Raw genomic sequence first — 12,809 nt, forward strand, 5'->3', positions numbered from 1 at the left:
GCACTTCAGAGAATACTCTGGGGATCACAGCAGCGGCTAAACTAGCAGGCCCAAACCGGGAGTGAGGAAGGAAGAGAAGTTCCTACAGCCCTGCTTCTACCCTATAGTGGCAGAGGAGGATTCGCTAAGCCACTTCCCTGAATGCAGGCTCCCAGCGCGGGCGGCTGGGTTTAGCCCAACAGGGGAGAGCGGTACAATGGAGAGTGATGAGAATTTCTTGCAAGAAGGAGATCCCTGATGACCGCAACTCGCGTTTCTGCAGAAGAACTGTTTCGGGCTGCCTACGAAAATCGCTACACCTGGGATCCCGACTTTCCGGGCTATAGCGCAGAGGTCACCTACTGGGATGGAGAGCGCATGTTTGTGGGTCAGGTGCGCCTGGGGGCAGACCTGAAAGCCACGGTAACCGGTGTGGAAGATGAGGAAGCTCGGAAAGCCATCCAAGAGCAGATGTGGGAGATTTCTGTCCACCGGGTGCGCCGCAGCTTTGCCGAAGCCCACGGCCAAAACACGTTTCGCTACGGCCAAATCCTGCCCGATGGCTCGGTGGAGATCCTCGTGGGAGGCAAAGCCGAGGGGGATCGCTACCACGTGCGCGACAACCAAATCACCATGGTGCATCGGCACATTCACGGCGTGGTGGTTACCATTCACACCTTCAGCAGCCACGACACCGGCGAAGGCTACCTCTCCCACCGCTACGACTCTGTCTACCACGACGCCAAGACCGGTGAGCAAAAGGGTGGGCGCAGCCAATTTGAAGACCTCTACACCAAAGTGGGCAAGTACTACATCCTCTCCGAGCGGCGCATTCAAACCGAGACGGAAGCTGGTGTTGTTGAGAAGCGCTTTAGCTTCAGCAACTTTGCGTTGCTCGATGCCAGCGCCTAACTGGCCAAGCGACCACAAAAAATTTTTTCGGGGCCGCAACAACCTCCCTAGAAGAAGGAGGATTCTGGGCTATGCTTTGAATGTTCCCCCCGGAACTTTAACATGGACAGGACAACGGTAAAACCTACTCCAGATTCCGAAGCCCCCAGCGAGGCTCCCAAGCTGATTCTCCGCCCGGCCCAACTGGGGGATCTGGAGGCGGTGGAGGAGATTTTGGCGCAAGCTTTTGAAGAAGAGTATGGCAGTCGCTCGGTAGACATTCGTCGCCAACTGCGGAGGCTGCGCCAGTGGTACGGGCTTCTAAGAGCCCTAAGCCTGTTTCCCAACCGCTTCCAGCACATGTTTACCGTGCATGTGGCGGAGCTGGAGGGCAAAATCCAGGGGGTTATTCAGGTTTCTCCCTTTAACCATTCCCGCAGCACCTGGCGGGTGGATCACATTGCGGTGGCGCCTTCGGCCCAGCGTCAGGGAATTGGGTCTAAGTTGCTCAAACACTGCATGGAGCACTTTCGCGAGGCCCGCACCTGGATTCTGGAGGTGAACATCCACAACAAGGGGGCGATAGCCCTCTACCGGCACAATGGCTTCCAGCCCCTAGCCCAGATTACCTACTGGTCGATCCCGCCCGAGATCCTGGCCGCCCTCAGCCAACACGAGCCCAAGCTGCCCAACCTGGTGCCGGTGACTAACCGAGATGCCTACGCCATCTACCAACTGGATACGGGATCCATGCCGGCCACGGTGCGCCAGGTGTACGACCGCAACGTGGGCGACTTCCGCACTAGCCCCCTGGAGTGGCTTCTGGAGCAGGCCAGGTGTGCCGTCAGCCAAACCGAACGGCTGGAGATGTGTGTCTATGAGCCCGAGCGGAGAACCGCCATCGGCTATTTCAACCTCAAGCTGGATCGGACGGGGCAGCAGCCGCACGTGGCCAAGCTTACGGTTCACCCCGCCTACACCTGGCTCTACCCAGAGCTCATGGCCAAGATGGCCCAGCTCACCCAAGCCTATCCGCCGCAGGCTTTGGCGTTGGCCTCCACCGATTACCAGCCGGAACGGGAAGAGTTCTTGCTTAAGCTGGGAGCCCAGGAGGTGGAGCGGACGCTGTTGATGTCACGCTCGGTGTGGTACAAGGTGCGGGAAGTCCGCTCGCCGTGGTACAGCGAGTATCTCAGTCTAGTGTTCCAAAAACTGCCAATGAAACAGCCGGTGCCAGAGCGGTTTGAGGGGGCAGCGGAGGGCTGGCCGGAGCACCGCTTTCATCCCCCTGCGCTGGATCCCAACGCCGGGCCAGGGCAGTCCAGGGATCCGCAAGGGTAGGCTCCCCCCTGGCGGTTAAGTCTTGCTTGGCGGGCATCTGCGAACCTCTATGGACAAGTTGAAGGATAGCCCAGCCGGGGATCCCTCCTGGCGAGCAAAGCTCCAAGCGGCCTTGCACCGCAACCGCAGCGACCCGGCTGCACGCTATTTGCAGTTGGCCACGGTGGATCCCTGCGGGCGGCCGCGCAACCGCACAGTGGTCTTCCGGGGGTTCTTGGGCGAGACCGACCGCATCCAGTTGGCGGTGGACAGCCGCAGCGAGAAGATCCACCAGATTGCCCACTGTCCCCTGGCCCAGATCTGCTGGTACTTTGCCAAAACGCGCGAGCAATTCCGCATCGCCGGCACCCTGGAAGCCATCACCGCTGGCCATCCGGATCCGCAAGCGCAGCAGCAGCGGCAACAGTTGTGGCAACAAATCCCAGAAGAAGGACGGCTGCTCTGGTTTTGGCCAGAACCCAAAGGTCCTCTTGCTCCACCAGAGGCCTTTGTTGCCGAGCTAACCCCCGAAAAGGCCTCTTCGCCGCCGCCCACTTTTGTCCTCCTGCTGTTGGATCCAACGGAGGTGGATCACCTGCAGCTCAGGGGGGATGCAATTTACCCCCAACGGCGAACCCTCTATGAGCGCAGCCCGCAGGGATGGCAATGTCGAGCGGTCAATCCCTAGCAGGGGAGCTGTTTTTCCTCTCGCTTTCCGAGAGAATAGGAAGAGAATAGACGTGCTACCCCCTAGGGCAACGCCGCCCGAGAGCAGTTGGGGAGGTAGCGCTCTCCATCCGACACCTAGCCTTCCTGCTGGCAGGAATTCTGATGGCCATTTCCGCCCTCTCAAAGCGCTTTGCCCAAGTGGCCGGCAGGTCATTGCCGGCTAGCGTACGGCGGGGATCCTTGGGCTTGGCTGCTGCCCTGGCTTGGAGTCTGGCTGTTCCTAGGGGGATCGCAGCTCCCCTAATTGCCACATCCCCGCCCAGTTCGTCTAGGCAGGGGGGGACCTCTGTCCTAACCTCGAAATCGGTTTCCCCCACCTCCGCTCGCACCGGTCCCTTTCGGGTTGGCAACCGCACTCCCCACCCCATTCGCTTAGTGATCTTGTTGCGCAGCAGCAGTCGGCTGACCAACCCCGAAACGGCTCACTGGGATTTTGCCCCTGGCGAAGGAGGCAGCCAGGGTTTGCTGCTGAGCTTAGGGGAGGAGCCGCTGCAGATTGGCCCCGGCGATGTTGTGGTGGCTTTTACCCTAGATGGAACCCGCCGCTACTGGGGGCCAAATGTGGTGGGAGAGTCGCTGGCGCCTTTTTGGGATGAGGCAAGCGGCTCCTGGTCGATGATCTTGCAGCCCTAGAGAGGCTCACCCTCCAGACCCCTGCCAGCAGAGCCAGCCCACCCCCACCAATAGCGCTGTTAGCCCGTAGAAGCACCCCACCACCTGCACCTCCGACCAGCCCCCCAACTCCAGGTGGTGGTGGAGAGGAGACATGCGCAGCAGCCGTTGGCCTTGGCCGGTTTTGCGTTTGGTGTATTGGAAGTAGCCTACCTGTAGGATTACCGACAGCGCCTCCGCCACCAATATCCCGCCCATCCAGGCCAGAGCCCAGAGCTGATCTCCCAGCAGCGCCAACCCCGCCAGAGCGCCCCCCAGGCCTAGGGAGCCGGTATCTCCCATAAACAGGCGGGCCCGATGGTGGTTGTGCACCAGAAAGCCCAGACAGGCGCCGCTCAAGGCAAAGGCCACGAGCGCCAAAACGGGATCCGTTGCCGTCAGCCCCAGCCCTGCCAGGACAAGGGCCACCACCCCTGCGGCCAGGCCGTCCATGCCGTCGGCAAGGTTGACGGCGTTGTTGGTGCCCACCAGCACAAACAAAGCCAGCGGCCAAAACAGCCCGCCTAGGGGGAGGGAGCCTATTCCCGGAAGCGTGAGAACCGTTGGGATCCCTTGCCAGGCCAAGTAGCCGCAAAAAACCAGGCCAATCCCCACCTGGAGCAAAAGCTTCGCTTTGGGGGGCAACCCCTTGTTGGAGCGCTGCCGGATGACCAGCCAATCGTCCAGCCAGCCAACCAAGGTGTAGGCCAGGGTCAGGAGGGCCACCGCCAACCACTGGGGATCCCAGCCGCTCCAGCTTCCGGCTACCAGCAGCCCCACCGGCAAAAAGCTAAGGCCGCCCATGGTTGGCGTGCCCGCTTTTTTGTAGTGGGACTGGGGTCCCTCCTCGCGGATGACCTGCCCTGCCTTCCAGCGCCGCAAGAGCGGAAGAAGCAGGGATCCCAGCACCGCCGATCCCAGCACGCTCAGCCCAAAGGGAAGAAGCACCTGGGGCTGGCTTCCCATCACCAAGGCCGAGAGCGCTAGGCCCAGAACTAGGGAGATCGCCGCCCCGCCCCAGTCCGCCTCCTCCACCTCCAGCCGGGAAAGGGTATCCCCCTCCATCTACCCCTCACACCCTCAATCTCCAAGCTTGGGAAAACTCTAGCAGGCAGAGCTCAAGAAAACTCTAGCTTGCCCACGGCTCAGAGGGGGATCCCCTAGTAGGGCCACTTCCAGTTGCGCACCTCCGGCAGATCCTCGCCGTACTTGCAGATGTACTGCTTGTGCTCCACCAGCTTGTCCCGAATCAACTGCTGGAGGTGATCCCGTCGGTATTTGAAGCGCTCCACCCGCTCCAATACATCGTTGGCTAGGTTAAAGCGATCCACCTGGTTGAGGACGCACATGTCGAAGGGAGTGGTGGTGGTGCCTTCCTCCTTGTAGCCGCGCACGTGGAGGTTGTGGTGGTTGGGGCGGCGGTAGGTGAGGCGGTGAATCAGCCAAGGGTAGCCGTGGAAGGCAAACACGATGGGCTTGTCGGGGGTGAAGATGCTGACAAACTCCTTGTCGCTGATGCCGTGGGGATGTTCGCTGGGCGGCTGCAGCTTCATCAGGTTTACCACGTTCACCACCCGGATCTTGATGTCCGGCAGGTGCTGCCGCAAGAAGTCCACCGCCGCCAGGGTCTCCATCGTCGGCACATCGCCGCAGCAGGCCATGACCACATCCGGCTCCGAGCCCTGGTCGTTGCTGGCCCACTCCCAGATCCCCAAGCCCTGGGTGCAGTGCTTGATGGCGGCGTCCATGTCCAGGTACTGCAGAGCCGGCTGTTTCCCCGCCACGATGACATTGACGTAGTGGCGGCTGCGTAGGCAGTGATCCGCCACCGAGAGCAGGGTGTTGGCATCGGGGGGCAGGTAGACGCGGATAACATCGGCTTTCTTGTTGACCACGTGATCCAGAAAGCCGGGATCCTGGTGGCTGAAGCCGTTGTGATCCTGCCGCCACACGTGGGAAGTCAGCAGGTAGTTGAGGGAAGGGATGGGCCGCCGCCAGGGGATGTGCCGGGAGGTTTTCAGCCACTTGGCATGTTGGTTAAACATCGAGTCCACCAGGTGAATGAAGGCCTCGTAGCAGGAGAAGAAGCCGTGGCGACCGGTCAACAGGTAGCCCTCCAGCCAGCCCTGACAGACGTGCTCGCTCAGGATCTCCATAACCCGCCCGTCAGGGGAGAGGTGCTCGTCGTAGTCGTAGATAGGGGCCACCCAGGTGCGGTCACTAGCCTCAAACACAGCATCCAGCCGGTTGGAAGCCGTCTCGTCGGGGCCAAAGAGGCGGAAGTTGTGGGGGTTGAGCTTCATCACATCCCGCAAGAATTGCCCCAGCACCTTGGTGGCCTCGGCTTCCGTGGTGCCAGGGCGCGGGACGTCTACGGCGTAGCGGCGGAAATCTGGCATCCTCAGCTCCCGCGTCAGCAAGCCGCCGTTGGCATAGGGAGTGGCGCCCATGCGCTTTTCCCCCTTGGGAGCTAGCTCCTGCAGCTCGGGGAGCAGGCGGCCGTTTTCGTCGAAGAGCTCTTCTGGCCTGTAGCTGCGCAGCCACTCTTCCAGGATCTTGAGGTGCTCCGGCTTTTGGGCCAGATCCGCCAGCGGTACCTGGTGGGAGCGCCAGAAGTCCTCGACCTTTTTGCCGTCCACCTCTTTGGGGCCAGTCCAACCTTTGGGGGTGCGCAGGATAAGCATCGGCCACTGCGGACGGGTAGGATCCCCCTTGCTGCGGGCATAGTGCTGGATTTCTTGAATTTCATGGATAACGGTGTCGAGGGTGGCGGCCATCAACTGGTGCATTTCTGCCGGCTCGGAGCCCTCCACGAAGTAAGGCTTGTAGCCGTAGCCCACAAACAGGCTTTGCAGCTCTTCGCGGCTGAGGCGGCCCAGGATGGTGGGGTTGGCAATCTTGTAGCCGTTGAGGTGGAGAATGGGCAGCACCGCCCCGTCGCGGATGGGGTTGAGAAACTTGTTGGAGTGCCAGGAGGCAGCTAGAGGGCCGGTTTCCGCTTCTCCATCCCCTACCACACAGGCCACCAGCAGATCGGGGTTGTCAAAGGCAGCCCCAAAGGCATGGGCCAGGGCATAGCCCAGTTCTCCCCCCTCGTGGATGGAGCCGGGGGTTTCCGGAGCCGCATGGCTGGGCACGCCGCCGGGGAAGGAGAACTGCTTAAAGAGCTTGCGCAGACCTTCGACATCTTGGGTGATGTTGGGGTACACCTCGCTGTAGGTGCCTTCCAAGTAGGTGTTGGCCACTAGGGCAGGGCCGCCGTGGCCGGGGCCGGTGATGTAGAGGACGTTGAGGTTTTCCCGCTTGATGATGCGGTTGAGGTGCACGTAAATAAAGTTCAGCCCTGGAGTAGTGCCCCAGTGCCCCAATAGGCGCGGCTTCACGTGTTCTGGCTTCAAGGGCTCCCGCAGCAGCGGATTGTCCATCAAGTAGATCTGCCCCACTGACAAGTAGTTGGCAGCCCGCCAGTAGGCGTCGATCTTGCGCAGTTCCTCGTCGGTGAGCGGTTTTCTCGAGAGCTGTTCTGCCAAAACCATAGCTCCACCCCCTAGGTATCTCTACTCCCATGGTGAGCTAGGTTTGGAGAAGGGCGTGGGGATCTTGGGATTCCTTTGGATTTGGGAGGGAGGGTCGGCCTACCACCACCAAGGCTTGAGGGGGGTGCCGTCGGGGAAGATCAGGCCGGCAATCCGGGCGCCGCTATGCTTGAGGCCCTCGATCTGGGCGCCTTCTAGGTTGGCTTGCTCCAAATTAGCCCCGCTGAGGTCGGCGCGGCGCAAGTTAGCTCCCTGCAACTGGGCCTGGCGCAGCTCGGCGCCGCGGAGATCGGCCCCCTCTAGGTCGGCACTCTGCAAGTTGGCCCCCCGGAGATCTGTCCGCTGCAAATTGGCCCCCCGCAGATCCGCTTCCTCCAGGTTGGATCCGCGCAGATCCGCCCGCTTGAGGTTGGCTCCCCTTAGACAAATTTGCCGCAGCACCAGCCCCCGCAGGTCAGCTTTGCTGAGGTCTTGGCCGGCCAGATCCTGCCCCTCTCCCCCCCAGTTTTGCAACTGCCAGATGTGGCGCAGCCGCTCCTCCAAGTGGGTGGCGTCTGAAAGCTGGGATCCGCGCAGGCTGGTGCCACTGACTTTTACCCCCCTCAGGTCGGCTCCCCGCAGATCCGCTCCTTCCAGGAGGGCGCCACTGAGCTTGGCCCCTTGCAAATTGGCTTGGCGCAGATCCGCTTGGCGCAGGTGGGCGCCGTTAAAGTTGCAAAGGCGCAGGTTAGCCTTTCTCAAATTGGCTTCGTAGAAGTTGGCACCCCCCAGCCGTGCCTCCTGCAGATCCGCTCCCTCCAAGTCGGCGTAGGCAAAGTCTCGCTCCCCGCGCCGATAGGCCGCGATTACCCCCTGTGCTCCTCCCACCGGCCGAAAGGGGCTGTAGGTCCGACAAGCTTCCTCTGCCTCGGGTTGCTCGAGCTGGGAGAGCAGCCGCCATGCTGCCAAGCGCACCGCCCAGGAGCTGTTGCCGGCCAGGGCTGCTACTAGCTCCGCTAGACCTGCCGGCCCGTACTGCAGCAACTGGGGCAAGGTGGCTAGACGCACCGCCTCCTCACCCCGAGTGAGCCGCCGCCGCGCCCCCTCAAGACCCCCTAAGACCAAGGCGTAAGGCGGGGCACCGCTGGCGGCAGCTTGTCCTCCCAACACCAGATCCCAAGGGCGAGGGCTAGACCCCACCGCTGGCTGAGGATTGCTGTTCATCGGCGGAGGTGGGCTCAGTTACACCCAGCGCCCCACCACCACGCGGATAGTGCCATCTTCCAGGCGCTCTTCCGCCTCGATGGCATAGCCCTGTTGCTGGGCCGAGCGCAGCAGGCTTTTGTAGGCGTAGCGCTGCAAAATCGGCGCTAGGAACGTCTGGGGATCGATGCCGGCTCCCCAGAGATCGGCCACCAGCTCGTAGTGATCCCCCTTGCGGCGAAAGCCAATGTCGAAGCCGTTCTTTTGCCGGATCACCAAGTCGGCGTGGGTGCGGTTCCAGAGGTAGCCCCGCAGGCTGGCGTTCCGCTCCACGCTGTAGCCCAATTCCTTCAGGGTTTCTTCCAGCAGCTCGGCATCTTTAATCTGCACTTGCAGGGTGGTGAAGTGGGACATGGCGCTTCCCATCCCAACACGGAGAGGGGGATCCTCACTATAGGAGCGCTTTTGCGGTTCTAGGACAAATGTTAAGGAGCTTGACGCTTTAAACCTCTCCGCCCGAGGGGGGGAGCAGCTTGGGATCTGTTCTCTCCGGCTGCCGGGAGGGCGAGCTCCCATCCCTTCCCAGCTCAGACAGGAGCAAGGGGCGGGCTCGCGGGCCTCGCCAGGGATCCAGCACATCTCGAATCAGCACCTCCTGGATCCACACCTGCAGGATGGCCGCCAAGGGCACGGCCAAGAATAGGCCCAGCACCCCGAAGAAAAAGGCCGAGGTGATTTGAGCTATCAGCGTCAAGGCGGGCAAAAGCGACACCTGGCGCGACATGACAAGCGGGGTAAAGACGCTGCTTTCAAGCTGCTGGATGAAGATGTACAGCCCTAGCACTGCTAGGGACTTCCAGGGGGCGTCGGTGAGGGCCACCAGCATTGGGGCAACCACGCTCAGGGTGGGGCCAATGTTGGGGATGAAGTTAAACAGGCCCGCTAGCACCGCGTTGGCTAGGATCAGGGGCACACCCAAAATCCAGAGGCCAATGCCGCTTAGCACCATCACCAAGGTGCTGGTAAACAAGATCCCCACCAGCCAGCCCCGCAGCACCAGCTCGCAGCGCTTGAGGATGTAGCGAACGCGGGGGCGGTAGAAGGCCGGGAAAACGGAAACAAAGGCGCGGCTGTAGGCCGGGGGATCCACCAGCAGCAAGATGGTGAGGATGAGCACAAACAAGAAGTTGAGCAGGGTGGCAAAGAAAGCAGTGAAGGACTGGGAGAAAAAGTCGCGCACCTGGCGCACCAATTCGGTGGCCTGGGGCACAAGACTATTGGCCAACTCCCGCAGCGTCGGCAGCTCAAGGTCGGTCGGCAGCAAGAGGATTAGGCTCTCAAACAGCCGCTGCGCCTGCACAATCCCCGCAGGCACCACGTCGGTCAACAGCCGGCGCAACTGCTCCAGTAGAGGCGGCACCACGATGAGCCCCACCAAGACCGCGCCCACCAAAACCGTCAAGCCCGTGATGAGAAGGGAGGGGCCGCGGCGAAAGCCGTAGCGCTGGGGAATCTGGGCTAGAGTATCCAAGGCTACTGCCAGGACGATGGCTGCAAACACCAGCAGCAGGATCTGTCGAATCTGCCAGAGCAGCGCCAACAGGCCCAGCAGCACCCCCAGCCCCAGCCAATGGGCAAAAGTCACCGTAGCCACCTCCTCCCTTGGTTTGTCGTCGCCTATTCTAGATGGGGTCTCGGACATTCCCAGCGGTATTCGGGAGCTGCGTATGCCGAATCCCGATCCACAAGCAAGGGCTCTGGCTAACCGCAGTAACCTGGAGGAGGTGATAGAGTCCCTGCTGGGCGAGGAAGTTCCCCTCCTCTCGGTTGGGGGGGTGTCCCGCTACCTCAAGTCGCTGCTGGGCGGGGATCCCTACTTGACCCGGCTGTGGGTGGTTGGGGAAGTCTCAAGTTGTCAGCGCAACCACACGGGCCACCTGTTCCTGACCCTGGTGGATCCAGAAAGCGGCGACGTCCTCAGGGGGGTTGTGTGGCAAAGTCAGACGGCCCGGCTCAGCTTCTGGCCAAAAGTGGGTCAACAGGTGCTGGCGCTGGGGCAAGTTGGCATCTACAGCGGCGGCAGCTACTACCGCCTGGTCATCTGGCAACTGCTGCCAGCAGGGGAAGGCCTCCTGGCGTGGAGATTCCAGCAGCTCAAGGCCCGCCTGGCCGCCGAGGGCCTGTTCGACAACCAGCGGCCCCTGCCCACCCACCCTCAGTGCATTGCCGTCGTCAGCTCTCCCGACGCCGCCGGCTGGGGAGATATCCGCCGCACCCTCAACCAGCGCTACCCGGGGCTGCGGGTGCTGTTTTCGCCAGCTCAAGTGCAAGGGGAAGCGGCCCCTGAGTCCATTGTGCGGGCCATTCGCCGGGTGGAACGGGATGGGCGGGCGGAGGTGCTGCTGATTGCCCGAGGAGGCGGAGCCGGCGAGGATTTGGCCTGCTTTAACGATGAACGGGTGGTGCGGGCCATTGCCGAATGCCGCATTCCGGTGGTAACTGGGATCGGCCACCAGCGGGATGAGACCTTGGCGGACTACGCCGCTGACTATGCGGCCCACACCCCCACAGCGGCAGCCGAACGGGTTGTGCCGGATCTGCGGGAATTGCAGCGCCAGGGATCCCAGCTCCGGCAGCGGCTGGTCACCTGCACCCTGCAGGTTTTAGAGAAGGCCCAGGAGCGCCTGCACCATGCCCACCACCGTCTGCTCCAAATTCATCCCGAGCGGCTGCTGCACCAGGCCCAGAAGCACCTGCTGCAACGGCAACAGCGCCTAGTTCAGGCCGTGCGCCATCGCCTTCAAGAGCAGCAACAGCGCCACCAAGCTCTCCAGCAGCACCTCCAAGCCCTCGATCCCGCCGCCGTCCTCCGGCGGGGCTACGCCCTCGTGCGCGACGAGCGGGGATCTCTCGTCCGCAACCCCTGCCTGCCGCCTCAGACTCGCCTGCGCATAGAGCTGGCCGGGGGAAGCTTCTGGGTTCGAGTGGAGGAGAGCCATGAGCCGCCGCAAACGTGAGGATCCCTGGCGCTACGAGGCAGCCATTGCCGAAGTGGAAAGTTTGATTGCCCAGATTGAATCGGGGGAGCTGGATCTGGAGGAGGTGGTGGAGCGCTTCCAGCAGGCCGCCCAAACTCTAAAGCGCTGTGCCGAGTTTTTGGAGGAAAAACGGCAGCAGGTGGAGATCATCATTGAGCAGCTAGGGCCCGACGACGAAGAAGAGCTGCGCGAGTTCTAGGGACATCAATGCCCGTGCTGCTGGTTCTCGACGGCAGCAAGGCTTGACGAAGGGAGCTGAGCTCCTGAAGATAGTCAAGTTGTCAAGACCTCGCGGGGCGCCCTCCATGGCTGCCAAGATCTTGGATGGCAAAGCCTTAGCTGCTCGCCTGCAAGCCGAGATGGCTGCCCAAGTGCAAGCTTGGCTCCCGCGGGTGGGGCGCCCCCCAGGGTTGGCAGTGCTGCGAGTTGGAGAGGATCCCGCCAGTGCTGCCTACGTGCGCGGCAAAGAGCGGGCCTGTGAGCGGGTGGGCATCGCCTCCTTTGGTCGCCATTTTTCCGCCCAGGACTCCCCCGCCCATCTGCTCGACACCATTGCCCAACTCAACCAGGACGAGCGCGTCGATGGCATCCTGGTGCAACTGCCGCTGCCCCCTGCCTGGGATCCCATCCCGCCTCTTCTAGCCATCGATCCTGCCAAGGACGTGGACGGCCTCCACCCCCTCAACCTGGGCCGGCTGGTGCGCGGCGAGCCCGGCCTGCGCAGTTGTACCCCATTAGGCGTGATGCGCCTGCTGGAGGCAGAAGGGATCCCGGTTGCCGGACGAAAAGCGGTGGTGGTCGGCCGCAGCCTTCTGGTGGGCAAGCCTTTGAGCTTGATGCTGTTGGCCGCCGACGCCACAGTTACCGTGGCCCACTCCCGCACACCCAACTTGGCCGAAGTAACCCGCAGTGCCGACATTGTGGTCATGGCGGTGGGGCGTCCCCGCCTGCTCAAGGCAGAAATGGTAAAGCCAGGGGCCGTGGTTGTCGATGTAGGCATTAACCGCATCCAAGGCCCTGACGGGTCGGAGCAGTTGGTGGGAGATGTGGACTACGAGGCAGTCAAAGAGCGGGCTGCTGCCATCACACCCGTGCCGGGTGGCGTGGGGCCAATGACGGTAACCATGCTGCTGGCCAACACCCTGGAGAGCTACAAACTGCGCAGCCGCCTCTAGGCCAAAATGCGTGCGCCCCCTCCGGCTAGACGCCGCGGATTTCCCGATATCGTCTGGCGCGCTCTTCGGCGGGATCGGGGGCTTGTGCTTTGGCCACAGCTTCCTGCAGTTGCACCATCACCTTTTCCGGAGGCTCAGTGGAGCGAACGACGTAAAACATCAAGTTAATGGCTTCGGCAGCTGTTAGCTTGAGGTCTTCTTTTCCCTTGGGCACCAGAGCGACCTTGCCATCGGTGGTCGGAATGGCCGTATGGGATCCCTTGGCGAGAATCTCCCCTGCTTTCTCCAAAGTGACCAGCATATCCGCG

At 62.1% G+C, this 12,809-nt stretch carries 13 protein-coding genes; 7 read left to right on the forward strand and 6 right to left on the reverse strand.

Annotation, left to right across the window (positions count from 1 at the left end; genetic code table 11):
• Positions 1-237 precede the first annotated feature (237 nt).
• The 4 genes from NW812_RS08125 to NW812_RS08140 all read left to right on the forward strand — a co-directional run bounded on the left by NW812_RS08125 (position 238) and on the right by NW812_RS08140 (position 3,552).
• Positions 238-891, forward strand: coding sequence for a DUF3386 domain-containing protein (locus NW812_RS08125; RefSeq protein WP_414395733.1), 654 nt, complete (start codon positions 238-240; stop codon positions 889-891).
• A gap of 102 nt (positions 892-993) precedes the next feature.
• Positions 994-2,211 carry a GNAT family N-acetyltransferase gene (locus tag NW812_RS08130; RefSeq protein ID WP_414395735.1) on the forward strand — a complete coding sequence of 406 codons (1,218 nt, stop codon included), beginning with the start codon at positions 994-996 and terminating at the stop codon, positions 2,209-2,211.
• A 49-nt stretch (positions 2,212-2,260) separates the two neighbouring features.
• Positions 2,261-2,878: an Npun_F5749 family FMN-dependent PPOX-type flavoprotein gene (locus NW812_RS08135; RefSeq protein ID WP_414395737.1), complete on the forward strand. Its 618-nt coding sequence runs from the start codon at positions 2,261-2,263 to the stop codon at positions 2,876-2,878.
• A 143-nt stretch (positions 2,879-3,021) separates the two neighbouring features.
• On the forward strand, positions 3,022-3,552 hold the full coding sequence (locus NW812_RS08140; RefSeq protein WP_414395738.1) for a hypothetical protein: 531 nt from the start codon (positions 3,022-3,024) through the stop codon (positions 3,550-3,552).
• Positions 3,553-3,558: 6 nt separating this feature from the next.
• Here the strand turns inward: NW812_RS08140 and mraY are convergent, their stop codons facing one another.
• The 5 genes from mraY to NW812_RS08165 form a co-directional block, all read right to left on the reverse strand.
• Positions 3,559-4,635 carry a phospho-N-acetylmuramoyl-pentapeptide-transferase gene (gene mraY / locus NW812_RS08145; RefSeq protein WP_414395740.1) on the reverse strand — a complete coding sequence of 359 codons (1,077 nt, stop codon included), beginning with the start codon at positions 4,633-4,635 and terminating at the stop codon, positions 3,559-3,561.
• 95 nt (positions 4,636-4,730) lie between these two features.
• Positions 4,731-7,106 carry a phosphoketolase gene (locus NW812_RS08150; protein WP_414395742.1) on the reverse strand — a complete coding sequence of 792 codons (2,376 nt, stop codon included), beginning with the start codon at positions 7,104-7,106 and terminating at the stop codon, positions 4,731-4,733.
• A gap of 99 nt (positions 7,107-7,205) precedes the next feature.
• On the reverse strand, positions 7,206-8,309 hold the full coding sequence (locus tag NW812_RS08155) for a pentapeptide repeat-containing protein (protein WP_414395744.1): 1,104 nt from the start codon (positions 8,307-8,309) through the stop codon (positions 7,206-7,208).
• Positions 8,310-8,327: 18 nt separating this feature from the next.
• Entirely contained in the window at positions 8,328-8,702 is a 375-nt protein-coding gene (locus tag NW812_RS08160; RefSeq protein ID WP_414395746.1) for a DUF1257 domain-containing protein, read from the reverse strand.
• Positions 8,703-8,790: 88 nt separating this feature from the next.
• Positions 8,791-9,942: an AI-2E family transporter gene (locus NW812_RS08165; protein WP_414395748.1), complete on the reverse strand. Its 1,152-nt coding sequence runs from the start codon at positions 9,940-9,942 to the stop codon at positions 8,791-8,793.
• Between the two features lie 73 nt (positions 9,943-10,015).
• Between NW812_RS08165 and xseA the strand changes: the two genes are divergently transcribed.
• The 3 genes from xseA (at position 10,016) to folD (ending at position 12,501) form a co-directional block, all read left to right on the forward strand.
• Positions 10,016-11,305 carry an exodeoxyribonuclease VII large subunit gene (gene xseA / locus NW812_RS08170; protein ID WP_414395750.1) on the forward strand — a complete coding sequence of 430 codons (1,290 nt, stop codon included), beginning with the start codon at positions 10,016-10,018 and terminating at the stop codon, positions 11,303-11,305.
• Positions 11,286-11,525 carry an exodeoxyribonuclease VII small subunit gene (gene xseB / locus NW812_RS08175; RefSeq protein ID WP_414395752.1) on the forward strand — a complete coding sequence of 80 codons (240 nt, stop codon included), beginning with the start codon at positions 11,286-11,288 and terminating at the stop codon, positions 11,523-11,525. The genes xseA and xseB overlap by 20 nt, the downstream gene beginning before the upstream one ends.
• 106 nt (positions 11,526-11,631) lie before the next feature.
• A complete protein-coding gene (gene folD, locus NW812_RS08180) occupies positions 11,632-12,501 on the forward strand; it encodes a bifunctional methylenetetrahydrofolate dehydrogenase/methenyltetrahydrofolate cyclohydrolase FolD (protein ID WP_414395754.1) in 870 nt (289 codons plus the stop codon).
• Between the two features lie 25 nt (positions 12,502-12,526).
• Here folD and NW812_RS08185 read toward each other — a convergent pair whose 3' ends face one another.
• On the reverse strand, positions 12,527-12,802 hold the full coding sequence (locus tag NW812_RS08185; protein ID WP_414395756.1) for a hypothetical protein: 276 nt from the start codon (positions 12,800-12,802) through the stop codon (positions 12,527-12,529).
• Positions 12,803-12,809: the final 7 nt, after the last annotated feature.

This window comes from Synechococcus sp. O70.2, assembly GCF_047462135.1.
Taxonomy (GTDB): Bacteria; Cyanobacteriota; Cyanobacteriia; order Thermostichales; family Thermostichaceae; genus Thermostichus.

Excerpts from the sequence above, each read along its gene's own strand:
- NW812_RS08125 (WP_414395733.1), top strand. The coding sequence starts at position 238 with ATGACCGCAACTCGCGTTTCTGCAGAAGAACTGTTTCGGGCTGCCTAC.
- NW812_RS08130 (WP_414395735.1), top strand. The coding sequence starts at position 994 with ATGGACAGGACAACGGTAAAACCTACTCCAGATTCCGAAGCCCCCAGC.
- NW812_RS08135 (WP_414395737.1), top strand. The coding sequence starts at position 2,261 with ATGGACAAGTTGAAGGATAGCCCAGCCGGGGATCCCTCCTGGCGAGCA.
- NW812_RS08140 (WP_414395738.1), top strand. The coding sequence starts at position 3,022 with ATGGCCATTTCCGCCCTCTCAAAGCGCTTTGCCCAAGTGGCCGGCAGG.
- mraY (WP_414395740.1), bottom strand. The coding sequence starts at position 4,635 with ATGGAGGGGGATACCCTTTCCCGGCTGGAGGTGGAGGAGGCGGACTGG.
- NW812_RS08150 (WP_414395742.1), bottom strand. The coding sequence starts at position 7,106 with ATGGTTTTGGCAGAACAGCTCTCGAGAAAACCGCTCACCGACGAGGAA.
- NW812_RS08155 (WP_414395744.1), bottom strand. The coding sequence starts at position 8,309 with ATGAACAGCAATCCTCAGCCAGCGGTGGGGTCTAGCCCTCGCCCTTGG.
- NW812_RS08160 (WP_414395746.1), bottom strand. The coding sequence starts at position 8,702 with ATGTCCCACTTCACCACCCTGCAAGTGCAGATTAAAGATGCCGAGCTG.
- xseA (WP_414395750.1), top strand. The coding sequence starts at position 10,016 with ATGCCGAATCCCGATCCACAAGCAAGGGCTCTGGCTAACCGCAGTAAC.
- xseB (WP_414395752.1), top strand. The coding sequence starts at position 11,286 with ATGAGCCGCCGCAAACGTGAGGATCCCTGGCGCTACGAGGCAGCCATT.
- folD (WP_414395754.1), top strand. The coding sequence starts at position 11,632 with ATGGCTGCCAAGATCTTGGATGGCAAAGCCTTAGCTGCTCGCCTGCAA.
- NW812_RS08185 (WP_414395756.1), bottom strand. The coding sequence starts at position 12,802 with ATGCTGGTCACTTTGGAGAAAGCAGGGGAGATTCTCGCCAAGGGATCC.